This is a genomic window from Bradyrhizobium sp. dw_411 (assembly GCF_018449695.1).
Lineage (GTDB): Bacteria > Pseudomonadota > Alphaproteobacteria > Rhizobiales > Xanthobacteraceae > Bradyrhizobium.
Genome location: NZ_JAAVUY010000011.1, coordinates 173,942 through 196,316 on the forward strand (window position 1 = coordinate 173,942; position 22,375 = coordinate 196,316).

General features: G+C 62.7%; 20 protein-coding genes. 7 read left to right on the top strand and 13 right to left on the bottom strand.

Translation table 11 applies throughout. The annotated features are described in order from the left end of the window. The first annotated feature begins 118 nt into the window (after positions 1–118). The 5 genes from HB676_RS20310 (at position 119) to HB676_RS20330 (ending at position 6,835) form a co-directional block, all read left to right on the top strand. The gene (locus tag HB676_RS20310) at positions 119–1,375 is read left to right on the top strand and encodes an ABC transporter substrate-binding protein (protein ID WP_213739819.1); all 1,257 of its coding nucleotides are present in this window, start codon (positions 119–121) and stop codon (positions 1,373–1,375) included. Between the two features lie 116 nt (positions 1,376–1,491). Then, on the top strand, positions 1,492–2,370 hold the full coding sequence (locus HB676_RS20315) for a branched-chain amino acid ABC transporter permease (protein WP_213739820.1): 879 nt from the start codon (positions 1,492–1,494) through the stop codon (positions 2,368–2,370). A gap of 8 nt (positions 2,371–2,378) precedes the next feature. Continuing rightward, complete coding sequence (locus HB676_RS20320; protein WP_213739821.1) at positions 2,379–4,898, top strand: branched-chain amino acid ABC transporter ATP-binding protein/permease; 2,520 nt, start codon at positions 2,379–2,381, stop codon at positions 4,896–4,898. Between the two features lie 36 nt (positions 4,899–4,934). Next, positions 4,935–5,882, top strand: a complete 948-nt coding sequence (locus HB676_RS20325) for a 3-hydroxyacyl-CoA dehydrogenase (RefSeq protein ID WP_213739822.1) — start codon at positions 4,935–4,937, stop codon at positions 5,880–5,882. Between the two features lie 29 nt (positions 5,883–5,911). Then, positions 5,912–6,835 carry a 3-keto-5-aminohexanoate cleavage protein gene (locus tag HB676_RS20330; RefSeq protein WP_213739823.1) on the top strand — a complete coding sequence of 308 codons (924 nt, stop codon included), beginning with the start codon at positions 5,912–5,914 and terminating at the stop codon, positions 6,833–6,835. Positions 6,836–7,042: 207 nt separating this feature from the next. Here HB676_RS20330 and HB676_RS20335 read toward each other — a convergent pair whose 3' ends face one another. From HB676_RS20335 to HB676_RS20380, 10 genes are all read right to left on the bottom strand, one after another. Further along, a complete protein-coding gene (locus tag HB676_RS20335) occupies positions 7,043–8,050 on the bottom strand; it encodes a TRAP transporter substrate-binding protein (protein ID WP_213739824.1) in 1,008 nt (335 codons plus the stop codon). 168 nt (positions 8,051–8,218) lie between these two features. After that, positions 8,219–9,202, bottom strand: a complete 984-nt coding sequence (locus HB676_RS20340) for a tripartite tricarboxylate transporter substrate-binding protein (protein WP_213739825.1) — start codon at positions 9,200–9,202, stop codon at positions 8,219–8,221. A gap of 2 nt (positions 9,203–9,204) precedes the next feature. Further along, a complete protein-coding gene (locus HB676_RS20345; protein ID WP_213739826.1) occupies positions 9,205–10,269 on the bottom strand; it encodes a tRNA-dihydrouridine synthase in 1,065 nt (354 codons plus the stop codon). 40 nt (positions 10,270–10,309) lie between these two features. Then, the gene (locus HB676_RS20350; RefSeq protein WP_213739827.1) at positions 10,310–10,645 is read right to left on the bottom strand and encodes a cupin domain-containing protein; all 336 of its coding nucleotides are present in this window, start codon (positions 10,643–10,645) and stop codon (positions 10,310–10,312) included. 29 nt (positions 10,646–10,674) lie between these two features. Then, the gene (locus HB676_RS20355; protein ID WP_213739828.1) at positions 10,675–11,547 is read right to left on the bottom strand and encodes a branched-chain amino acid ABC transporter permease; all 873 of its coding nucleotides are present in this window, start codon (positions 11,545–11,547) and stop codon (positions 10,675–10,677) included. Beyond that, complete coding sequence (locus HB676_RS20360; RefSeq protein ID WP_213739829.1) at positions 11,540–12,313, bottom strand: ABC transporter ATP-binding protein; 774 nt, start codon at positions 12,311–12,313, stop codon at positions 11,540–11,542. Before HB676_RS20360 ends, HB676_RS20355 begins: the two co-directional genes overlap by 8 nt. Next, positions 12,310–13,284, bottom strand: coding sequence for a branched-chain amino acid ABC transporter permease (locus HB676_RS20365; RefSeq protein ID WP_213739830.1), 975 nt, complete (start codon positions 13,282–13,284; stop codon positions 12,310–12,312). The genes HB676_RS20360 and HB676_RS20365 overlap by 4 nt, the downstream gene beginning before the upstream one ends. Further along, a complete protein-coding gene (locus tag HB676_RS20370; RefSeq protein WP_346347388.1) occupies positions 13,256–13,981 on the bottom strand; it encodes an ABC transporter ATP-binding protein in 726 nt (241 codons plus the stop codon). Before HB676_RS20370 ends, HB676_RS20365 begins: the two co-directional genes overlap by 29 nt. After that, positions 13,978–15,123, bottom strand: a complete 1,146-nt coding sequence (locus tag HB676_RS20375; RefSeq protein WP_213739831.1) for an ABC transporter substrate-binding protein — start codon at positions 15,121–15,123, stop codon at positions 13,978–13,980. Before HB676_RS20375 ends, HB676_RS20370 begins: the two co-directional genes overlap by 4 nt. A gap of 65 nt (positions 15,124–15,188) precedes the next feature. Further along, positions 15,189–16,040 carry an IclR family transcriptional regulator gene (locus tag HB676_RS20380; protein ID WP_213739832.1) on the bottom strand — a complete coding sequence of 284 codons (852 nt, stop codon included), beginning with the start codon at positions 16,038–16,040 and terminating at the stop codon, positions 15,189–15,191. Between the two features lie 299 nt (positions 16,041–16,339). Here HB676_RS20380 and HB676_RS20385 point away from each other — a divergent pair, with 299 nt between their 5' ends. Next, positions 16,340–18,430: a hydantoinase/oxoprolinase family protein gene (locus HB676_RS20385; protein ID WP_213739833.1), complete on the top strand. Its 2,091-nt coding sequence runs from the start codon at positions 16,340–16,342 to the stop codon at positions 18,428–18,430. Positions 18,431–18,435: 5 nt separating this feature from the next. Next, a complete protein-coding gene (locus tag HB676_RS20390; protein ID WP_213739834.1) occupies positions 18,436–19,989 on the top strand; it encodes a hydantoinase B/oxoprolinase family protein in 1,554 nt (517 codons plus the stop codon). A 13-nt stretch (positions 19,990–20,002) separates the two neighbouring features. Here the strand turns inward: HB676_RS20390 and HB676_RS20395 are convergent, their stop codons facing one another. Genes HB676_RS20395 through HB676_RS20405 form a run of 3 tightly spaced genes read right to left on the bottom strand, consistent with a single transcriptional unit; the run spans position 20,003 to position 22,375 of the window. Beyond that, the gene (locus tag HB676_RS20395; protein ID WP_213739835.1) at positions 20,003–20,644 is read right to left on the bottom strand and encodes an ATP-binding cassette domain-containing protein; all 642 of its coding nucleotides are present in this window, start codon (positions 20,642–20,644) and stop codon (positions 20,003–20,005) included. Next, complete coding sequence (locus HB676_RS20400) at positions 20,637–21,428, bottom strand: ABC transporter ATP-binding protein (RefSeq protein WP_213739836.1); 792 nt, start codon at positions 21,426–21,428, stop codon at positions 20,637–20,639. The genes HB676_RS20395 and HB676_RS20400 overlap by 8 nt, the downstream gene beginning before the upstream one ends. Continuing rightward, on the bottom strand, positions 21,425–22,375 hold the full coding sequence (locus HB676_RS20405; protein ID WP_213739837.1) for a branched-chain amino acid ABC transporter permease: 951 nt from the start codon (positions 22,373–22,375) through the stop codon (positions 21,425–21,427). Before HB676_RS20405 ends, HB676_RS20400 begins: the two co-directional genes overlap by 4 nt.

Consider the following 22,375-nt stretch of genomic DNA (forward strand, 5'->3'; position numbering starts at 1 on the left):
TAACTGTGATCACAGATCACGGCAAGATGCGAAGCGCTCCCCTTAGAAAGAACGCAGCGCTTGCCAAAGCGAGGAAAAACAGCCGCTTCACGCGGCCGTATCAGGGAGACCAAGGCTGATGTCTGACAACAACCACTTCACGCGCCGCGGCCTGTTGAAGACCGCCGCCGGCGCCGCGCTGGTATCGGGAGTTTCCGCACCGGCAATCCTGCGCGCGCAAACCGCCGACGTGATCCGCATCGGCCATCTGACACCCCGCACCGGCTTTCTCGGCCCGCTCGGCGAATACGCCGTGATGGCGATCGATCTGGCGGTGGAAGAAATCAACGCATCCGGCGGCATGATGGGCCGCAAGGTCGAGGTGCTGAAAGAGGATTCGGTCAATCCGCAGACCGCATCCAGCAAGGCCGAGCGCATGATCGAGCGCGACAAGGTCGCCTGCATCATCGGCGAGATCTCCTCCGCCTCGTGTCTCACGATCGCGCAAGTCGCCTCGCGCAACAAGACGCTGTTCATCAACACCGGCGCCAATTCGGATGCGCTGCGCGGCAAGGATTGCCAGCGCTACATGTTCCATGTCGAGTCGCAGAACTCGATGTATGTCAAAACCGTCGGCCGCTCATTCCTGCGCGACGGCCTGGTCAAGGGCAAGAAATGGTACTCGCTGACGGCGGACTACGCCTTCGGCCACGACCTGTTGAAGGTTTCAAAGCGTTTCATGGAAACCAACGGCGGCAATTTCGTCGGCGACGATCTGGTGCCGACCGACGCGACGGATTTTTCCGCTTATCTATTGAAAATCCGCGAGGCCAAGCCCGATCTGGTCGTGATCAATCTCTCCGGCAACCAGATCACCAACTTCCTCAAGCAATATGCCGAGTTCGGCCTCACCTTCCCGGTCGGCGGATTCGGCTTCGACACCGCGTTGGCCTGGGCTGCCGGCAAGGGCAATTTCGTCGGCACCTGGCCGGTCGTCTGGCATCATCTCTTGGAAACGCCCGGCTCCAAGGCGTTTGTCGCAGCCTTCACCAAGAAATATTCCAAGCCGCCGGAAAACCAGGCCTGGGGCGAATACGTCGCGGCCAAAATCGTGGCGCAGACCGTCAACGAGATCAAATCGGCGGAATCCCCGAAGATCATCGAGCAGTTCGAAAAGGGGGCGAAATACGATGTGCTCAAGACGCGGCCCGGCTATTTCCGCGCCTCGGATCATCAATTGATGCACGAGATGTATGCGGTCACCGCGCTGCCGGCCGACAAGGTCAAAAACCAGTGGGACATCTTCACCTCCAGCCCGCCGGTGCCCGGCCCCGACGAGGATCTGGAAGTGATCGCGGCGACGAAAGAGGAGAATAGCTGCACGTTCCCGAGCTAGGCTGTCATTCCGGGATGGTGCGCTGGCACCAGACCCGGAATCTCGAGATTCCGGGTTCGATGCTTCGCATCGCCCCGGAATGACGAAGGTATCTTCCCTGTCGAAAGCCCCCTTCCATGTCCGCCATGTTGCTGGCACAGCAAATCCTCAACGGGCTGCTTGACGGCGTTTATTATCTTTTGATCGCGCTCGGCCTGTCGCTGATCTTTTCGCTCGGCGGCATCGTCAACCTGGCGCATGGCGCGTTCTATGCGATCGGCGCCTATCTCACGCTGGTGCTGTCGCCCTATCTCGGCTTCGGCGGCGCGTTCGTGGCGGCGCCGATCGCGGTCGCGCTGTTGGGAATGGCGATCGAGCGTACATTGTTCCGGCGCTTTTATCGTTCCGATCCGATCCTCTCGCTGCTGATGACGTTCGGCCTTGCCATGGTCGCCGAGCAGGCGTTGCGGATGATCTTCGGCGCGCCGCCATTATCCTTTTCGATACCGCCGTGGTTGCGCGGACAGGTCGCGATCGGCAGCTTCATCTATTCGTTCTATCGCGTGGTATTACTTGGCATCGCGGCGACCTGCGTCGCCGGCCTGTGGCTGCTGCTGCAAAAGACATCCTTCGGCCGCGTGGTGCGCGCCGGCGTACAGAATCCGGACATGGTCGGCGCGCTCGGCATTTCGCTGCAGCCCTATATGTCCGCCGTCGCTGCGCTTGGGATCGGGTTGGCGGGCCTCGCCGGCGTGTTGCTGGCGCCGATTTATTCGATCCATCCGGCGATGGGCCAGGAGATCATCACACCGGCTTTCGTCGTTGTGGTGATCGGCGGTCTTGGATCGTTCTGGGGCGTGGTGGCCGCCGCACTGCTGGTCGGCCTCGTCAAAGGCCTCATGGTCGGCATCGGCTATTCCGCGGCGTCCACCGCGGCGATCTATCTGTTGATGCTGCTTGTCTTGCTGTTCCGGCCGCGCGGCCTGTTCGGCGAGCGCATCACCCGGTTCGAGTGAGGCGCGGAATGTCGAAGCGCCTGCCTGTTCCGCTGCTGATTGCCGCCTTTGGGCTATTGGTGTTGCCGCCGATATTGCTGGCGCTCGGGCTGACCATGACGTCCGCCACGGAAGTGGTGATCTTCGCCACCGCCTGCATGGCGCTCAATATCCTGGTCGGCCATACCGGTTTGGTATCCTTTGGTCACGGCGCCTGGTTCGGCTTGGCCGCCTATGCTGCAGCGCTCCTGCAGCGCAACTGGATGCAAGATTCGTTTTTCGGACCGCTGATTGCCGGAGTCTTGATTGTCGTGGCCGTAGCCGCGGCGTTCGGCTTCCTGATCCTGCGACGACGCGGCGTCTATTTCTCTTTGCTGACGCTGGCGCTGTCGGCGATGCTTTACGCGGTGTCGTTTCGCTGGACCGACGTGACCGGCGGCGAGAATGGCCTCGGCGGCATCACCCGGCCGACGCTGTTCGGGCTCAATATGGAATCTTCGACCGCCTATTACTGGCTGGCCGCAACTGTCGCATTCCTGGTGCTGATATTGCTATGGCGCTTTCATCATTCGACCATGGGCACCGTGCTGGTTGCGATCCGCGAGAACGAGCAGCGGGCGCGCTTCCTCGGCTATCCGACCAACCGCTACAAACTCGCGGCCTTCGTGCTGTCGGCCGGCATCACCGGACTTGCCGGCATCCTTCTGCTGTTTCAGAACCGCATGACCTCGGCCGATCCGATCTCAGTCGCCTTCTCCGGCGATCTGCTGGCGATGGTCGTGATCGGCGGCATGCGCAGTTTCCTGGGGCCGGCGCTGGGCGCGCTGTTCTTCATCCTGTTCCGTGAATTCCTCGGTATCTATACCGAGAACTGGCTGTTCTGGTTTGGCCTGGTGTTCGTGGCCTTTATCGTGTTTTCGCCGACCGGCTTGATCGGCATCGGCGAGCGGCTGATCGCGCCGTTCCGCAAGAAGACGACTGAAGACGCCGCGATGTCGGCGCGCCGCATCGAGGTCCTCCCGCTGCCTGAATTCCTGCGGCCGAAATCTCACATCGTAGGTCCCGTGCTTTCCGCCCGCCACATGGTCAAGAGCTTTGGCGGCATCAAGGCGGTTCAGGGCGTCGACATTTCCATTGCCGACCGGACGCTTCACGCGCTGATCGGGCCCAACGGCGCCGGCAAGACCACCGCATTCAATCTGCTGTCGGGCCTCTACCCGCCAGATCAGGGCACGGTATCGCTGATGGGACAGCCGATATCGGGACATACGCCGGAGGAGATCGCGCGCGCCGGCATCGGCCGCTCGTTCCAGATCACCAATCTGTTTCCGGCGCTCAGCGTCGGCGAAAATATCCGCCTCGCGGTGCAGGCGCGCAACCCGCGCCGCTTCGATCCTCTCACGCCGGCGCTGTCGATCGACGCGATCAATGCCGAAACCGACGCCACCATTCGCTATCTCGGCCTCGCCGGGATCGAACAGGCCGAAGCCGGCATGCTCTCCTATGGCGGCCAGCGGCTGCTCGATATGGGCGTGGCACTGGCGACGGCGCCGCGCGTGCTGCTGCTGGACGAGCCGCTCGCGGGCCTCGCCGCAGCGGAACGCGAGCGGATCGGCGCCATCATCAAACGCATCTCGTCCGACCTGCCGGTGCTGCTCGTTGAGCACGATATCGACCGGGTGTTTCAACTCGCCGATCACGTCACCGTCATGAATGAAGGCCGGGTGCTGCTCGACGGCAGCGTCGAAGATGCCCGCGCCAGCCCCAAGGTGCAGGAAATCTATATCGGCTCCGGCGCGGCCGCCGTCGCCGCGCGTCCGCGCGAAACCGCCGCCGGCGGCAACGCATTGCTGGTCGCCGAACACGTCGATACGTTCTATGGCAAGAGCCACATCCTCAACGATGTCGGCTTCACGCTGCATGGCAATGAGATCATCGCGCTGCTTGGCCGCAACGGCGCCGGCAAATCGACCCTGTTGAAGACATTGATTGGCATCGCGCCGGCCGCCAACGGCTCGATCAAACTCGCCGACAACGAATTGATCGGGCTGTCGTCGGCGCAAACCGCCCGCCTCGGCATCGGCTATATGCCGCAGGGCCGCGGGCTGTTTGCCGGCATGAGCGTCGAGCAGAATCTCGAATTGGGCGGCCTGAAGCGCCAGACCGGCAACGGCGTGCACTGGACACGCGAGCGTATCTACGAATATTTCCCGCGCATCCGCGAACGGCTCGACAGCCCGGCGGATTATCTGTCCGGCGGCGAGCAGCAGATGGTCGCGGTGGCGCGGGCGCTGTCCGGCGACGTGCGGGTACTCTTGCTCGATGAACCCTTTGAAGGCCTTGCCCCGGCGGTGGTCGAGCAATTATTCGAGACTTTCGATCGCCTACGCAAGGAAATCGCCATCATCATCGTCGACCATCATCTCGATCTGGCCCTGGCGCTGTCCGACACTACCGTGGCGCTGGAGCGCGGGCGTATAATCCATCAGGGACCATCCAAGGCGCTGCGCGACGATCTCGATCTGCGCCGCAAGGTGCTCTGGCTGTGAGGACGATATAAGTGAATAATAGTGTGAGTGAAGAAAATGCCGAATACTGAACGCCACGTCGCCATTGTCGGCGCCGGCTTGATCGGACGCGCCTGGGCCGCGATCTTCGCGCGCGCCGGATGGCATGTGCGGCTGACCGATCCGCATGCGCCGACGCTGGAAGCCGCACCGCGCCTGATCCTCGATGAATTGCGCGCGCTGGCCCGTCATGGATTGGCCGACGATCCCGCCGGCGCGGTCGCGCGCGTGTCGGTCGCGGCAAATCTCGAAGCGGCCGTGGCGGGCGTCGAATTCGTCCAGGAAAACGGGCCTGAGAAAGTCGAAGAGAAGCGACTGATTTTTGCCGAGCTCGACCGGATGGCGCCGAAAGATGCGCTGCTGGTGTCCTCGACTTCGGCCATTACGGCGTCGCGCTTCACCGAAACGCTGCCCGGCCGGGCGCGCTGCCTGGTCGGTCATCCCGTCAATCCGCCGCATCTGGTGCCGCTGGTCGAACTGTGCGGCGCGCCATGGACATCGCCCGAAGCGATCGACCGAGCCCGGACAATCTATCGCGAGATCGGACAGGTGCCGGTCACCATCAATCGCGAGATCAACGGCTTTGTGCTGAACCGGCTGCAGGGCGCGCTGCTCGCCGAGGCATTTCGGCTGGTCGGCGAAGGCTATATCTCGGCGGAAGACCTCGATCACACCGTCAAGGACGGACTCGGGTTGCGATGGTCATTTCTCGGCCCGTTCGAGACCATCGAACTCAACGCGCCCGGCGGCATCCCGGATTACTGTGCGCGCTATACCGGTTTCTACAAGGAGCTTGCATCCACCGCCGCCGGGCCTGAAGTGTATCAGAGCCCCAACGTCGACCGGGTAATCGCGGCGTGGCCGCATCAACCCACGCCGGAGCGCGTCGCCGCCCTGACGCAACGCCGCAACGAACGCCTCGCCGCGCTGGCCGCGCACAAGGCGAAACAAAACGATAAACCCTGAATTCAACTCGCAACCAAGAAGGAAAAAACATGAGCCGCAAAGTTATCATTACCTGTGCCGTCACCGGCGCGATCCACACCCCGTCAATGTCGAAGGCGTTGCCGATCACGCCGCAGGAAATCGCCGACGCCGCGGTCGATGCGGCTGAAGCGGGCGCCGCGATCGTGCATCTGCACGCCCGCAACCCCAAGACCGGCCAGCCCGACCAGACCCCGGAAGCCTTTGCGCCGTTCCTCAAGATCATCAAGCAGCGCTCGAACGCCGTGATCAACCTTACCACCGGCGGCGCGCCGACCATGACGGTCGACGAGCGCGTACGTCCTGCCGCCGTCTACAAGCCGGAAGTCGCTTCGCTCAACATGGGCTCGATGAATTTCGCGTTTTTCGGCATGCTCAACCGCTTCAAGAAATTCGAGCATGACTGGGAGCTCAAGCACCTGCAGAACAAGGATATCGTGTTCCGCAACACCTTCCAGGACATCGAATATGTTCTCAATACCCTGTCGGAAACCAATACCCGCTTTGAGTTTGAATGCTACGACACCGCGCATCTCTACAATCTGAATTACTTCCTCGAACGCGGGCTGGTGAAGCCGCCGCTGTTCGTCCAAACCGTGTTCGGCCTGCAGGGCGGCACCGGCGCACATCCGGAAGACGTGCTGCACATGAAGCGCACCGCCGACCGGCTGTTCGGCGACAAGATGGTGTGGTCGGTGCTCGGCGCCGGGCGCAATCAACTGCCGATCGCGGCAATGGCCGCCGCGATGGGCGGCAATGTCCGCGTCGGACTGGAAGACTCGCTGTGGGCCGCGCCGGGCCGGATGGCGGCCTCCAACGCGGAGCAGGTGACGCTGGCGCGAAAGATCATCGAAGGCCTCGGCCTGGAGATCGCGACCGCCGACGAGGCGCGCGAGATTCTGCAATTGAAGGGCGGGGATAAGCTCGAGGTTTGAGGTTTGGCGGGCGCTTCCTTGTTACCTCTCCCGCTTGCGGGGGAGGTCGACGCGCTCGACGCGCAATTGCGCGCCTGAGCGCGTCGGGTGGGGGAAGTCTATCCTCCACACCCGCGTTTGCGGAGGCACCCCAATCCCGACCCTCCCCGCAAGCGCAGGAGAGGGGGCGCACCTCCGCTATCGCTGCAGATTAAACTGCCTCTGTCGTCACCCCAACTGTCCCGTCGCCTTTTCCAGCAGGCTCCAGGCTTCCTCGCCATACTTTGCTTTCCATTCCGCATAGAAGCCGGCCTTCTTCAAAACCTCGCGGAACGGCGCGGGGTCCGTGTCGTTGAAGGTGATGCCTTTTTGCTTCAAAAGGCCCGCAAGGTCATCGTTGAGTTTGGTCACCGCATCGCGCTGCTTGATGGCGCTCGTGTTAAATCCGGCGGCGACCTTCGTCTTGAGTTCGTCGGGCACGCCGTTCCAGGTCCGGTTGCTGGTGACGACCCAGGAGCCATCCCAGACGTGGTTGGTCCGTGAACAGAACTTCTGAACCTCGTAAAACTTCGACGTCTCGGCAACGACCAGCGGGTTCTCCTGTCCGTCGACGACACCCGTTTGCAACGCGCTATAGACGTCGGAAAGATTGATGCTGGTCGGCGAGGCGCCGAGCGCCTTGAACAGCGAAACATAGACCTGACTGACCGGAACGCGGATCTTGAAATTCGCCAGATCCGTGGGGTCCTTGATCGGCTTCTTGCTGGTGGTGATCTGCCGAAAGCCGTTGTTCCAGATTTTCTCGAACGCATAGAGCCCCGCTTTGTCGAAGCCCGCGCGAATCAGCGCACCAAGTTCGCCATCCATCGCGGGCCACACGGCATCGGCATTCTTGAAAGCAAAGCCCGTTCCATTGATGGCGGCGATCGGTACCAGATTGGCGAAGATCAGCCCGCCAGTGCTGAAGAAGTCGATGGCGCCGGAGCGTACCTGCGACAAGAGATCGCTGTCGCCGCCGAGCTGGCTGTTCGGGAAAACGCCGATATCAACTTTGCCGCCGGTGTCCTGCCTGATCTGGGCGGCGGCCTCGACCGCGAATATATTCACCGGATGGGTGGCGGAAAAGCCGTGGCCGAATTTCCAGGTGTAGTCGGCAGCCACCGCGCGTCCGATGTAAGGCATCGCCAGACCAGCGCCGCCAAGGCCTGCCAGGACCTTTCTGCGAGATACAATCATGATTTCCCCCGTACTTTTTTATTTTGGTGCTCAAGTCCTCGGTCGGGCCGGTGGACGGCCCGTTCCGATCACCATCGTACTTGCTCTGGTCGGCGTCTGCTATCGCGTAGTTGGCGGCGGCTATCGGCCGCACCCGGCCTGGGATCATGCCAAGGCAGGTTGCGCTTTTTAGAAGTTGATGTTCGCGGCCTTGATGATCGGGCCCCACTTTTCGATCTCGGCCTGCGTAAAGGCCTTCAGATCGGCCGGACTTCCGCCTGCCGGCTCGGCACCGAAATTGGAAAGGAATTCCTGCGTCTTCGGCTCCTGCAGCCACGCATTGGCGGTCGCGTTCAGCTTGGCCACGATTTCGCTGGGAACCTTCGCGGGCAGCAGCAGCGCATACCAGACGCTCGCCTCGAAGCCGGGGAGCCCTGATTCTGCGACCGTCGGCACATCAGGGAGTTTCGACCAGCGTTGCGAAGACGCGATTGCGAGCGCCTTGATCTTGTTGTCCAGGATGGAGGGAACATAGGCCGCCAGCGAATCCATGCCGATGTCGATATGGCTGCCGATCAGATCGCTCAGGATCGGGGCACTGCCGCGATACTGGGCCTTGCCGAACTCGATCCCGACCGTGCGGCCCAACAGCTCGCCGGTGATGTGACCCAAGGTGCCGTTGCCCGGAAACCCTGCCGTGGTCTTGTTCGGGTTGGCTTTTGCGTAAGTGATAAAATCCTTGAGCGACCCATAGGGCGCGTCCGGCCGAGCGGTGACGATCACAGGCGCCTTGGCGACGAGCACGACCGGCGCAAAGTCGCGCTGCGGGTCGAACTCCATGTCCTTGTACATCAGCTTGTTGGTCGCGGCTTGCGCGGTGGTCGCAAACAGAACCGTGTAACCGTCGGCCGCGGCGCGCGCGACAGCACCCGCGCCGATATTGCCGCCGGCGCCGGTTTTGTTCTCCACGATAAAGGGCTGACTGAATTTCTCGCTCAGTTCACGGGCAAGACCGCGGGCGATCACATCAGAGCTGGTGCCGGCCGCAAATGGAACGATCATCGTCACCGGACGCGACGGCCAGGTTTCCGCATGACCCGACGCGGCTTGCGCGAAGCACAGAACCGTTCCCAGCAACACAGACGCAGCGGCCCGCCGATTGATCGGTCGCATGATTATTTCTCCCTGCTGCCTTGTTCGATGTCGGCAACATATTTTTTCCAGTTGTCCGTACGCAAAGGCATGTCGGCGAACGTCTTGCGCTGGTCTGCCGCCACACCGACGAGTTCGGCCGCGGTTATGCCCTTGCGTTGGAGATACGCCTCGAATCCTTCGAGCGCCGATGACAGCACCGACGTCCCGCGCAGCATCACCGCGGACGACATCTCCACCGCGCTGGCGCCAGCGAGCATCATCCGCACCGCATCGAGACCATTCTGCACGCCGTTGGTCGCGATCAACGGCTTGTCCGGACCGAGCTGCTGCCGAGACGCGGCCAGCCAATGACAGGTGAGTGGCAGGTTCCAATAGCCGCCAACGCCGAGCGAGGTCCCGAGAAACGGCGCCATGGTCTCGACATCAGGGATGAATCCGAGCGAGCGCCCGGCCATCACAACCGCTTCACCGCCCGCGCGAAAGGCCGCCGCGGCCAAATCCGGAACCCGTTCGCTCTGGCCTGATATCTTGACCCACAGGGGAATGCCGATGGCCTGCCGCACCGCGGAGACAATCATGGTCACCCGCTCAGGATCGAGTTCGGTCGAGACCACCCCCTTCGCCTGGCTGGCATAGGGCGTGCCGATGTTCAGCTCGAGTATCCGCAAGCCGGCCTGCTCGACCTGTTTGGCCATCGCGACCGTCTGCGCGAGATCCGCCACGATGAGACTGGCGATCGCGTAGGCGTCCAATGCTTTTGCCTCGACATCCAATTGTGCGGTCTGTTCGAGCCACGCCTCGAAGCTTTGCGGAGTGAGACCGGAGCGGCACGCCATGAACGCCGTTGCCGGCGCATCCGGTGTCCACGGAATTTCGCGCCAGGCTTCATCGAGCAGCATGTATTCCGCACGTTGCAACTGGTCCCGGCCGCGTTCGGATTCGTTGGTGGACTTTACGACCACCGCCCCTACCCCCGCACGCAACGCGCGTCGAACGCCGTCCGCCTCGATCAGATGCTCGGCCGATCCCGCGATCAGCGGGTTCTTCAGCACGGTCCTGCCGACGCTGATCTCTGACTTGCTCATCCCTCGGTCCTTTGCTCAGCGTCGTCAGGTAATTTGCGCTTCAGGCGGCGTATTCCGGCCGCTTCGGCGTAAAGACATCAAGGTTCATCACCGGCTCATCGCCGAGCACTTCGCCCCAATGCGTGACATTCGGCGGAATCAAAACCAGCCCGCCGGGGCCGACGTCCCGCACCTCGTCGCCGATATGGAAGCGCAGCGTTCCCGACATGATGTAAGCGATCTGCTCGTGCGGGTGGCTGTGCGGCTTCGGCTCATGGCCGGGCATCAGCCGATGAAGTGCTACCGTCGCGCCATCGCCGGAAAACGCTTTCTGCTCGACGCCCTGGCGGATCAGCTTCCACTCAATTTTGCTCCAGTCGATCTCATGGATATTCATGGCATTCCTCACTTGGTTAGTTGATCTGGCTATTTGGCGGGACCGAGAAGTCCCGTCGGGCGGACGAACAGAAACAGCAACAAGATAGACAGCGCGGCGACGTTTTTGAACGCCGCACCCAGCAACACGATGGCGAGCGCCTGGGCGACACCGAGCAGGATGCCGCCGGCGAAAGCGCCGAGCGGACGGCCGAAGCCGCCGACGATCGCGGCGATGAAGCCGGAGATCGCAAAGGGTACGCCGACATTGAAGGCGGTATATTGCGTCGGCGTGATCAGAATGCCGGCAAAGGCGCCGAGTGCGGCGCTGAGCGCGAAGGCGAGCGCCAGCATGCGCGATACCCGTATGCCCTGCAACGCAGCGGCATCGCGGTTGATGGAGCAGGCCCGCATCGCCTTGCCGGTTTTGGTCGACGAAAAGAACAACCCCAGCAAAATAATGACCAATGCCGAGCAGCCGAGGATCCACAGGAACTGGAAATTGATCGCGAAACCGAACAGCCGCAGCGGTGGCAAGTCAGTAAAGACCGGCAGCGTGCGCGGCTGATCGCCGGCCATGATTTGCGTGATGCGTTCCACCACGATCTGCGCAGCCAGGGTCGCGAGAATCATCACGAACATAGTCGATCCGCGATTCCAGAGCGGACGCACCACGATGCGTTCCAGCACCACGCCCAACATCGCGACAATCGCGATGGCTCCGATCGCGGCGAGCGGCAACGGCAGACCAAGCTTGATCATCCCGACATTGGTGAGCATGCCGCCGAGCATCACGAAGGCGCCCTGCGCGAAATTCACGATGCCGCTGGCGTTATAGATGACGCAAAAGCCGATCCCGATCAGACCATAGACCGCACCGATACCGATGCCACTGAGAACCGATTGCGCGACGAGGTTAAACATGCGCCGCCTCTTCGGTCCCAAGGTAAGCGGCGATCACATCCGGATTGCGTCGGATTTCATCCGGTTTGCCCCGGGCGATCAGGCGGCCAAAGTCGAGCACGGCAATTTCCTCGGCGACATTCATCACCAGATTCATGTCGTGTTCGATCAGCAGGATCGCGGTGCCGCTCTCGACGATACGGCGCAAGAGTGCCGCGAGCGCGTCGGTTTCCTGCCGGTTGAGGCCCGCGGCCGGCTCATCGAGCAGCAGGAGTTTCGGCTTCGCAGCGAGCGCGCGGGTGATTTCAAGCAACCGCTTCTGCCCGTAGGGAAGCACGGCAGCAAAACTATGCGCATGCGCAGTGAGCCCGGTTTCGGTCAGAAGACGCCAGGCCTCGGCTTCGACAGCGGCTTCTTCCGCCCGCGCGGCGCGGGTCGGCACCAGCGCAGCCAGCAGGCCGCCGCGCGTGTGCAGATGGCAGCCGATCTTGACATTCTCCAGCACCGTGAGGTCTTCGAACAACTGCACGAGCTGGAATGTGCGGATCAGGCCACGGCGCGCGATCGTCTCCGGCGGCTGTCCGGTGATATCAGCGCCGTCGAAATGCACGCGGCCTTCGCTCGGCGGCCTGAAGCCGGAGATCATGTTGAACAGCGTGGTCTTGCCGGCGCCGTTGGGGCCGATCACGGCTGATAGCCCCTGCCCCGGAATTTCAAGCGAGACGTTATCGAGCGCGACCAGACCGCCGAAGCGGCGCGTGATGCCGTCGAGGCGCAGCAGACTCATGCGCTCCTCCGCCGCCATCTGGCCCACAGTTCGGGCAAGGAAGCGAGCCCGCGCGGCGCATAGATCAGGATCACGATCAGCGCGGCGCCGTAAGCGAGGTCCTGATAATCCTTGAAAGTGCGAAAGCTTTCCGGGAGGACCGAGATGATGATGGCGCCGAGTGCGGGCCCCGCGATGGTGCCGATGCCGCCGACGTAGAGCATCGTAAAGGACATCACGACCATCGGCAGGCCGAACACTTCCGGGCTCACGAAGCCTACCGCATGCGCGAACAGCGAGCCGGCGATGGCCGCGTAGGCCGCCGAGATCATGAAGGCGATCAGCTTGTAGCGCGCGACGTCGATGCCGAGCGCACGCGCGGCGTCTTCGCTGCCCGCCGCGGCCACGAACGCCCGACCGAGCCGGGAGCGGCGGATGCCGGCCGCCGACAGCAACGCCAGCGCGGCGGCGATCATGAGAAACACCAGCAGACCGCGGTCGGATGTAATCGTAAAGCGGCCGATACCGATCGGCGCGATGCCGGAAATGCCCATATAGCCCTGCGTCACCGACTGCCATTGCACGGCCACTTCATAAACAATCAGTCCGATCGCCAGCGTCGCCATTGCCAGATAATGGCCGCGCAACCGCAGCACGGGATAACCGATGACGAGCGCGCAGAGGAGTGCGCCGGCCAGCCCGACCAGGCCGGCTGGCAGCGGCTCCCAGCCATAAGTCGCGGTCAGCACGGCCGAACTGTAACCGCCGATCGCGGCAAACGCATTATGACCGAACGACACCTGTCCGGTGAATCCCATGAAGATGTTCAGGCCGGTGACCAGGACCGTGTAGATCAATGCGAACTGTAACACGGCGATGAGATAGCCGCCGCTCGCAAATGTATAGACGACGAACACCGCCGCGAGGCCCCACAGGAGCCACGTCGCCAGATTGCCACGGCCGTTAGCCCAGATAGTATTGAACGAGTTCATCGTGTGACTTGATTGTGCGCGGATCTATTTCCGCGGCGATGGAGCCGACCGAGAGCAGATAGGCGCGGTTGGCGAGCTTGAGCACCAGCGGCGCCTTCTGCTCGACGAGAATGATGGACAGGCCCTGGCGGTTGAGCTCGCCGAGCTTCTGGAGAATTTCGTCGATGATTCGCGGCGCGAGACCGAGCGAGGGCTCGTCAAGCAGGAGAATTTTCGGCTCCGACATCAGCGCGCGGCCGACCGCAAGCATCTGCTGCTCGCCGCCGGACAAGGAGCCCGCGGTTTGCGCGAGACGCTCCTTCAGGCGCGGAAACATTGCCAGCACGCGCGCGGTGCGGCGCGCATATTCGTGCTTGTCGTTGAGCAGGTAGGCGCCGAGCTCGAGATTTTCGGCGACTGTCATCGGCGCGAATATGCCGCGGCCCTCGGGCACCAGCACGATGCCGAGTCCCGCGGCCGCAGCGGGGGCACGGCGCGGCACTGCGCGCCCGCGGAACTTCACCTGGCCCTGCGTCGGCACCAGACCCATGATGGCATTCATCAGCGTAGATTTACCGGCCCCGTTGGGGCCGAGTACTGCGACCAGCTCGCCTTCGTCGACGTGCAGATCGACCGGCCGAAGCGCCTCGACGTGCCCGTAGCGCGCCGAAAGCCCTTCGATCTCGAGGATCCGCGTAGGGGTCGCGATGCTCTTCACTTCACCACTTTGACCTGGCCGCCGGTGATGGTCGCCAACAGCAGGGGATTTTCGGTGATGCCCTGATGATTGGTCGCCGACATATGATAGATCCCGGTGGTGCCCTGGAAATTGTCCATCGATTCCAGCGCATCGCGCACCTTCGGGCCCTCGACGGATTTGGCTTTTCCTGCCGCGGCCGCGATCAGCATCACCGCGTCCCAGCCACGCCCGGCCCAGTTCGGATCGCGGTCCTTGTACTTGGCCCGCCACGGCGTCAGGAATTTGCCGATCTCGGTCTTGAGCGGGCTGCTTTCGATTTCGTCATAAACCTGCGAAGGGGACGCGACGAAGAAGAACTTGTCGCCGAGCACTTCCGCCACCGGGCGAAACACCGCGATGTCCTCGAGGCTGGTCAACATGATCATGTCGAGGTCGAGCTGCTTGATGTTCTTCGCGGCCGTGAGCGTGGTGCCGCCAAGGCCGATCTTGATCAGTGCACGGGCGCCGGCGGCGTACATCTTCTGGATCTGCACGCTCAGATCGGCGTCGTCGGTCTTGTATTGCTCGACCCCGACGATCTCCAAGCCGTAATCCTTGGCCTCTTTCTCGGCCGCGGCCTTCTGCGCATTGGCGTAGGGCGAGGGATCGTGCAGCACGCCGATTTTTTTGATCTGGGTTTTTTTCTGGATATATTCGAGGCGCGTCTCGACCTCGAAGCGCGGCTGCGGAATCGTGGTGAAGGCCCATTTCACGTGATCCGGCTGCTGCGGCAGAATCGAGCACAGCACCATCGGGGTTTCCGCGCGCACCACCAGGGGTGCGGCGGCAAAATTGCCGGCCGACACACAGCCGCTGGCGAACACCTGGACTTTGTCGGAAGAGAGCATCTTGCGATAGGCGGTCACCGCCTCCTGCGGCTCCGAACGATTGTCCTCGACGACCAGTTCGAGCTTGCGGCCATCGACGCCGCCAGCGGCGTTCACGGCCGCGATCGCGACTTCGACGCCGTCGCGCCAGGCGCGATCCACAGTCGCGGCGTAGCCGGTCAATCCGGCCGACATTCCGATCTTGTAGGCGTCCTGCGCCCGCGCGCCTGACGTGCCGGACAGTGCGACCGCGCCTGCCAGCAGGAGCCCGGACGTAAACCGGAACTGAGCCATGTATTTCCCCCGTATTTTTTGATCGTTTTGGTTGCGAACTTGCAGAGACGAGACTTGTAGATAGATCAGTCGAAAATAAACTCCCGCAGGTTTGGAATGCCGAGCCCTTCATAGGCGGTCGAGTTCAGCCGCAGCGAGATCGCCTTGGTGCAGGAGCGGAGCAGCTTGAGTTGTTCGGGATCGACCGGCTCATGAACATCCTGCGTGGTCCCGACGATCGCGACCGCGCCAACAAGTTCGTTGTCGAAATTCAGGATCGGCGCAGCCACGGCGGAAATACCGAGCAGCGTCTCATCCATGGAGACGTCAAATAATTGTTGGCGGATTTGCGCCAAACGCTCGCGCATCATCACTGGGTCGACCAATGTGCGCGGCGTGAAGGCCTGGAGCTTGCGCGCCAGAATGCGCTGCTGCACCGCTGCCGGCGCGAAAGCCAGGTTCAGGCGCCCTTGTGCCGATGCATGCGCCGGCAGGCGATAGCCGAGTCGCACTGAAATGGTCACCAGATTGGGGCTTTCGACCACCGCGTTGATGATGGCATCGCCGTTTGCCGGCGTGCTCAGCACGATGGTCTGCCGCGTCAGATCGCGCAGCCGCGACATGTACGGTTCGGCCAGCCGCCGCAGATCGAACTGGTCGATCGCGGACTGGCCGATATACACGAGCTTGAGGCCGAGCCGGTAGGTTTCAGTCTTGGCGTCCTGATCGACGAAGCCGAGATGCTTCAGTGTCGACAGATGGCGATGCATCTTCGCCTTGGGTTCGCCGAGCTGGCTGGCGAGCGCGGTGAGCCGCATCGGCTGTCCGGCCGCGGCCAGCGCCTCGATGATCTGCCCGGTGATCACAACAGACTGGATGAACTCGGAATTGCCCGAGCGCTCCTCGTCCTCGGCACGATCAAGCGTTTCGGCTTTCATGGAAGCGCCTTTGCCGTGGAAGCGCTTCTAAGCCACGCAAGCGAATCCAGCCCGCCAAGACGGTTGCTTTCGACGATCCTGTGCGCGGCGTACCCGATCACTGCCTCCCAGTCCTCTATCTCGTTATAAGAGACAGGGTTATGAATTTTGGAACAGCCTACCTATCCACGTCGACGAATGTCAACGTGGCATTACAGTTTGACACCTAAAACCGGCACCCTATAATCAAATTAACGGAACACAGTATCGTATAAAGAAACCAAGATGTTCCGTCTGAGGAAACCTGAGGGCGTCTTTTCATGCCGAACCATGCCTCGAACTATGCTTTGGCCGTCGATATTGGCGGGACTTTCACCGATGTGGTTCTGAGAAGCGGCTCCGGCCAGACTTCAGGCCAGACCTGGGTCGACAAGACACTCACCACCCCCGAAAGCCTCGACATCGGGTTCTTCCGCGCCGTCGATTCCGCGCTGGCCAAAGCCGGAATCGAGGCCGCCGCCGTGACCGACGTGGTCGTCCACGCCACCACCGTGGTCACCAACGCAGTGATCGAGCGCAAGGGACCGTTGACGGCGCTGCTGGTCACCGACGGCTTCCGCGACATCCTCACCATCAAGGACGAACATCGCTACGAGATGTTCGATCCGCAGATCGAATTCCCCGAACAACTTGTCACCCGCGAGATGACTTTCGGGGTGCCGGAGCGCGTGCTGGCGAGCGGAGACGTGCTCACGCCCCTCGATACCGTCAGGGCAGCCGCGATCGTCGATGATCTCAGGGCGAAGGGCGTAGTGTCCGTCGCGATCTCCTTCCTCAACTCCTATCTCAACCCGGCGAACGAACGCGCGATGCGTAAGGTGTTGCAGGCGCGCGCACCGGGCATGTATGTCTCGATCTCGTCGGATGTCGCGCCGCAGATCCGTGAATATCCGCGCACCTCCACGGTGGTGATGAACGCCTACACCACGCCGATCACGGGTCCTTATCTCGACGCGCTACGCGACGGCCTGCGCAAGCGCGGCTTCGTCCACGATCCCTTGATCATGCTGAGCAATGGCGGCGTCATCGGCATCGACATCGCCAAGAAGTTTCCAGTGCGCATGGTGGAATCCGGCCCGGCCGCCGGCGCGCTGGCAGCGGCCTATTATGCCGAGGTGCTCGGCCTCGACCGCCTGCTGTCGTTCGACATGGGCGGCACGACGGCGAAGGCTTGTATCATCGAGGATCGTCATCCGCTGATCAGCGGCAATTTCGAAGTCGACCGCATCTATCGCTTCAAGACCGGCAGCGGCCTACCGATTTTGATTCCCTCGGTCGACATGATCGAAATCGGCGCGGGCGGCGGCAGCATCGCCTCGGTCAGCAATCTCGGCCTGTTGAAGGTAGGGCCGCGCAGCGCCGGCTCGACACCGGGCCCGGTCGCCTATAGCCGCGGCGGCCAGGACGCCACAGTGACCGACGCCGACCTCGTGCTCGGCTATCTCAGCGCGGACAATTTCCTCGGCGGCGACATGAAGCTCGATCTGGCCGGCGCCGAGAAACAATTGGCGAAACTGGGCGAGAGCCTTGGCACATCGGTGCGCGACGTCGCCGCCGGTATTTATCGAGTGGTCGGCGAATCCATGACCGCTGCTGCGCGCGCGCATGCCGTCGATCGCGGCATCGACTATCGCGGCGTGCCGTTGTTTGCCTTCGGTGGCGCCGGTCCGGTCCATGCCTGTTACGTCGCTGAATTGCTCGACAGTCCGATGGTGATCTATCCGCCGCTGGCGAGCGTGCTGTCCGCCTTCGGCACATTGGTGACGCCGCCGCGTCTCGATCTCAGCCAGGGCGCGCTATCGCGCCTGTCAGCGCTGAAATGGGACGATGTCGATCGTATCGTCGCCAAGCTCGTTGCAGACGCCAGCAGCGGATTGGCCAGTGCCGGCTGCAAGCCGTCCGACATTCAGTTCCAGTTCGGGGCTGATCTGCGCTATTTCGGCCAGCAGAACGAAGTGACCGCCTGGTTCGATGCCGATCCGCGCCAACAACACGACGCGGCGCGGGTGCGCGCCATCTTCGAGGACGCCTATGAAAAGCTCTATAGCTTGCGGCTGCCCGAGGTGGATGTGGAGATCGTCAGTTGGCGCCTTGTTGCCACCGGCCCGGTCGCATCGCGCGACAGCAAGGTCGCGCTTCAGTCGGCTGCCGCGAAACCGCAGGGCAAGCGCAGCGCGCGTTTCGGCGCCAACGACATCGAAACGCCGGTCTATGCCCGCAAGGACCTGGCGGAAGGGCAAACCCTCGAAGGGCCCGCCATCATCGAAGAACGCGAAACCACGATCATCATCCTGCCGGGCTGGCGCGCCAAAGTGGACGCGACCGGCTGTATCATGGCGTCGAAGGAGTAGCTGACATGGACGGCATCGAGCTTGAGATCGTCTGGAGCAATCTCATCAGTATCGTCAGCGAACAGGCCAAGGCGCTGCAACGCATCGCCTTCAGCCCGATCGTTCGCGAGGCCGGCGACCTCGCCAACGCCCTGTTCGACCGGCAGGGCCGCATGGTGGCGCAGGCGGTGACCGGCACACCGGGCCACATCAATTCGCTGGCCGCGGCCGGCCGGCATTTCGTCGACGCCTTCCCGACCCAAACGCTGGCGCCCGGCGACGTCCTGATCACCAACGATCCCTGGCTGTCGGCCGGACATTTTTTCGACATCACCGTGATGTTGCCCGCGTTCCACAAAGACAAGCTGATCGGCTTTTTCGGCTCGACCATCCACCACACCGATATCGGCGGGTATGGCGTCGGCGCGGGCGCCCGGGACGTGCATGAGGAGGGTCTGTGGATCCCCATGCTCAAGCTTTACGAAGCCGGCGAACCGAACCAGGTGCTGCACAAGATGATCCGCGCCAATGTGCGCACGCCGGATCATGTGTTCGGCGATCTCGCCGCGCAAGTTTCGAGCGGACGCCTCGCCTGCAAGCGGTTGTCCGCCCTGCTCGACCGCCAAGGCTATGAAGATATCGACGAACTATCCGAGGAGATCATCTCGCGCTCGGAAAAGGCCACCCGCGATTCGATCCGCAAGCTGAAAGCCGGCACCTTCCACGGCGAAAGCTCGTTCGACGTGCCCGGCGGCGACGTGATTACCCTCAAGACCGCCGTCACCGTCGACACCGACGAAGGCACGATCACGATCGATTTCGACGGCAGTTCCGGCCCGAGCCCTTACGGCATCAACGTGGTGATGAATTACACCCACGCCTATTCCACCTTCGCGATACGCTCGTGCCTCGACCCCGAACTGCCGAACAATTTCGGCAGCCTCGCGCCGATCAAGGTGAAGGCGCCGGAGGGCTGTATCGTCAATTGCAAATATCCCGCGCCGGTCAACGCGCGCCATGTCGTCGGCATGTACGTCCCGATGCCGATCCTCAAGGCGCTGTATCACATCATGCCCGACCGCGTTCTGGCGGAAGGCTCCGGCGCGGTCTGGACCATCCAGATCCAGGGCAAGAACGCTGCCGGCGATCCCTTCACGAGTTCGATGTTCAACTATTCAGGCGGCATGGGCGCGCGCATGACCAAGAGCGGCCCCGCAGCGACCTGCTACCCGACCGGTGTCGCGGCCGTGCCGATCGAAGTGCTGGAAGCATCGATGCCGATTCTTTTCACCAAGAAAGAGCTGCGCGAAGGCTCCGGCGGCGCCGGCGCGTCGGTCGGCGGCGACGGACAGGTGATCCAGTGGCGTATGCGGACGGACAGCGATTGGCTGCTCAACGCCGTTGCGAGCCGCATCAGCCTCGCTCCGGAAGGGCTCGGCGGAGGCAAGCCCGGGGCGGCCGGGCGATTTCTTGTCAACGGCAAGAACGCCAGCGAAGCGCGCAAGATGGTGATGAAGCCGGGTGACGAGGTCACGCTGGAAACCCCGGGCGGCGGCGGCTACGGCGCGCCCAGAGCCTGATTGGCTCAACGCGTCAAGCCGGACTTACAGATCCGCGCTCGATCCGGAAGGCGCGCGACAACAGATCAGCGACGTGCACCTCGTTGGATTCCGCGATCAGAACGGAAATTTTCTCGGTCTTCAGGTTCGCCAGCACTTCGCCGAGCCGCCGCGCCAGCGCGGGAGCGAGCCCCTCGAAGGGTTCGTCGAGCAGCAGCATGCGCGTTCCCGCCATCAGCGCGCGCGCCAATGCGACCAGTTTCTGCTGCCCGCCGGACAATTCGAGCGACGGCCGGGCACGGAACGCGGCGACTTCTGGCATCAGCCCGAAAATCCAGGCAAGACGTTGATCGGCGTCGGTCGCCTTGAGCGCTAGGGCCGGCAGGCGGACATTTTCCTCGACCGTGAATTCCGGCACCAGCCGGCGATCTTCCGGCATGTAGCCGACGCCGTGCGCTGCGCGCAGATGCGGCGGCAGGGTCAACAAGTCGATCGAACCGAGTTCAGCGACGCCGCTGGCCGGAAGGGCGCCCATGATGGCGCGGAACAGCGTGGTTTTGCCCGCACCGTTGCGGCCGATCAGCCCGCATATTTCGCCTTCTTCGAGCGCGAAGGATGCGCCGCGGATAATCGGGACCGGCCCGATCGAGACGTTGAGGTTGGATACTTTAAACATGGCGGGCCGCGCCGGCGGCGCCCTTCAATCTGGGGCCGCTGATCAACGTCTGAATGCGCTCATCGCCCAGCGTTTCGCTCGGCGTCCCGTCGGCAATTACAGTACCGTCGTAAAATGCCAGCACACGCTCGGCGAAGCGCTCGACGATCTCCATGTCGTGCTCGACGAACAGCACCGTGATCTTGCGATTGCGCAACGCCGACATCACCACCTGCATCAGGCCGAATTTCTCCTCGATCGAGATGCCGCTGGTCGGCTCGTCGAGCAGCAGCAGGCGCGGCGAGCCCGCGACCGCCATGCCGATGTCGAGCAGCTTGCGTATCCCCTGCGGCAGGTTGGCCGCGAGCGTATCGCGGTAACGCGCGATCTCGAACAGTTCCAGCAAGGTCTCGGCCTCGGCGACGGATTCCTTTGAGCGCAGCGGCGTGTAGAGATGGCCCAGGAGATTTTTCGGCGCACGGCAGACCGCGGCCGCAGCGCACATGTTCTCGAATACCGTCAGCGAGGGGAATATCTGAGCCACCTGAAACGAGCGCGAAATGCCCATGCCGGTGATCCTGCGCGACGGCAGGCCGGTAATGTCGCGCTGCTCGAAGTGAATCGTTCCATTGGTCGGCCGCAGATGACCTGTAATCATGTTGATGAAAGTGGTTTTCCCGGCGCCGTTGGAGCCGATCACGCCGACCGTCTGCTGCGCCGGCACGCTGAGCGTGATGTCGCGCGCGGCGGTCATCGCGCCGAAGCGCTTGCCGAGGTCGCGGACGCTGAGGATCGGCGCGTTCATGGCGCGGCCGCCTTGCGGCGCCAGCGCAGCCGCGTGACCAATGAGCCCAGCCCCTGGGGCAGGAACAGAATGGTCAGCAGCAGCACCGAGCCGAGCAGCATCTGCCAAAGCTGCGGCAGCATGGCGAAGGCAAACGAGCGCAAGGACTCGAACGCCAGCGATCCGACGAATGCCGAGACCACCGATCCGGCGCCGGAAAGGATGGTGATAAAAACGAATTCGCCCGATGTGGTCCAATAGGACATGTTCGGATCGACATGGCCGATCGCGAACGCGGCTAGCGCGCCGCCCATGCCGGCCAGCAGACCGCTGATCACCAGCTTGGTATGGATCAGCCGCGACACCGACATGCCGAGAAATTCGACCCGAATTTCATTGTCGCGCACCGGCATCGCCAGCGCGCCGGACACCGAGCGAAAATAGGCATCGATCAGGAACGCCGCGATCGCGCAGACCGCGAGCACCAGCCAGTAGAGCGCCATCAGCAGCTTTTCCTGATGCGGCGCATAGCCAAAGAAGGTTGGCGAGGCGACGCTGAAGCCGTCGGTCGAGCCGAGCGACTCGGCTTTGACCAGCACACCGTAAAGGATCATGGACAGCGCCAGACTAAGCATCGCGAAAAAGATTTCACGGTAGCGCGCCAGCAGGAAACCCACCACGAAAGCGACCAGCCCGGCTGCGGCGCCACCGATCAACATCAACAGGAAGGCATCGGTCACGCCGGTCGCCCGGCCGACCAGCGCCACGGCATAAGCGCCGATGCAATAATACAGCGCCTGTCCGAACGAGACGAGGCCGGCGCGCCACAACACGATCAGGCCCAGCACGACCAGGCCGTTGGCAAAGGCGATGGTGGCGAGCGAGATAATCCAGTCCGGCAGCACGAAGGCTGCGGCGGCGGCCAGCAGCAAGGCCGCACCAGCCGCTATCCGGCCGTGCCGTGCCAT

What these genes read in the sequence shown, in the direction of transcription:
- HB676_RS20385 (WP_213739833.1), top strand. Translation starts at nt 16,340, where the DNA reads ATGCCGAACCATGCCTCGAACTATGCTTTGGCCGTCGATATTGGCGGG.
- HB676_RS20325 (WP_213739822.1), top strand. Translation starts at nt 4,935, where the DNA reads ATGCCGAATACTGAACGCCACGTCGCCATTGTCGGCGCCGGCTTGATC.
- HB676_RS20310 (WP_213739819.1), top strand. Translation starts at nt 119, where the DNA reads ATGTCTGACAACAACCACTTCACGCGCCGCGGCCTGTTGAAGACCGCC.
- HB676_RS20355 (WP_213739828.1), bottom strand. Translation starts at nt 11,547, where the DNA reads ATGTTTAACCTCGTCGCGCAATCGGTTCTCAGTGGCATCGGTATCGGT.
- HB676_RS20335 (WP_213739824.1), bottom strand. Translation starts at nt 8,050, where the DNA reads ATGATTGTATCTCGCAGAAAGGTCCTGGCAGGCCTTGGCGGCGCTGGT.
- HB676_RS20360 (WP_213739829.1), bottom strand. Translation starts at nt 12,313, where the DNA reads ATGAGTCTGCTGCGCCTCGACGGCATCACGCGCCGCTTCGGCGGTCTG.
- HB676_RS20365 (WP_213739830.1), bottom strand. Translation starts at nt 13,284, where the DNA reads ATGAACTCGTTCAATACTATCTGGGCTAACGGCCGTGGCAATCTGGCG.
- HB676_RS20350 (WP_213739827.1), bottom strand. Translation starts at nt 10,645, where the DNA reads ATGAATATCCATGAGATCGACTGGAGCAAAATTGAGTGGAAGCTGATC.
- HB676_RS20390 (WP_213739834.1), top strand. Translation starts at nt 18,436, where the DNA reads ATGGACGGCATCGAGCTTGAGATCGTCTGGAGCAATCTCATCAGTATC.
- HB676_RS20375 (WP_213739831.1), bottom strand. Translation starts at nt 15,123, where the DNA reads ATGGCTCAGTTCCGGTTTACGTCCGGGCTCCTGCTGGCAGGCGCGGTC.
- HB676_RS20395 (WP_213739835.1), bottom strand. Translation starts at nt 20,644, where the DNA reads ATGTTTAAAGTATCCAACCTCAACGTCTCGATCGGGCCGGTCCCGATT.
- HB676_RS20345 (WP_213739826.1), bottom strand. Translation starts at nt 10,269, where the DNA reads ATGAGCAAGTCAGAGATCAGCGTCGGCAGGACCGTGCTGAAGAACCCG.
- HB676_RS20320 (WP_213739821.1), top strand. Translation starts at nt 2,379, where the DNA reads ATGTCGAAGCGCCTGCCTGTTCCGCTGCTGATTGCCGCCTTTGGGCTA.
- HB676_RS20400 (WP_213739836.1), bottom strand. Translation starts at nt 21,428, where the DNA reads ATGAACGCGCCGATCCTCAGCGTCCGCGACCTCGGCAAGCGCTTCGGC.
- HB676_RS20380 (WP_213739832.1), bottom strand. Translation starts at nt 16,040, where the DNA reads ATGAAAGCCGAAACGCTTGATCGTGCCGAGGACGAGGAGCGCTCGGGC.
- HB676_RS20405 (WP_213739837.1), bottom strand. Translation starts at nt 22,375, where the DNA reads ATGGCACGGCACGGCCGGATAGCGGCTGGTGCGGCCTTGCTGCTGGCC.
- HB676_RS20340 (WP_213739825.1), bottom strand. Translation starts at nt 9,202, where the DNA reads ATGCGACCGATCAATCGGCGGGCCGCTGCGTCTGTGTTGCTGGGAACG.
- HB676_RS20330 (WP_213739823.1), top strand. Translation starts at nt 5,912, where the DNA reads ATGAGCCGCAAAGTTATCATTACCTGTGCCGTCACCGGCGCGATCCAC.
- HB676_RS20315 (WP_213739820.1), top strand. Translation starts at nt 1,492, where the DNA reads ATGTCCGCCATGTTGCTGGCACAGCAAATCCTCAACGGGCTGCTTGAC.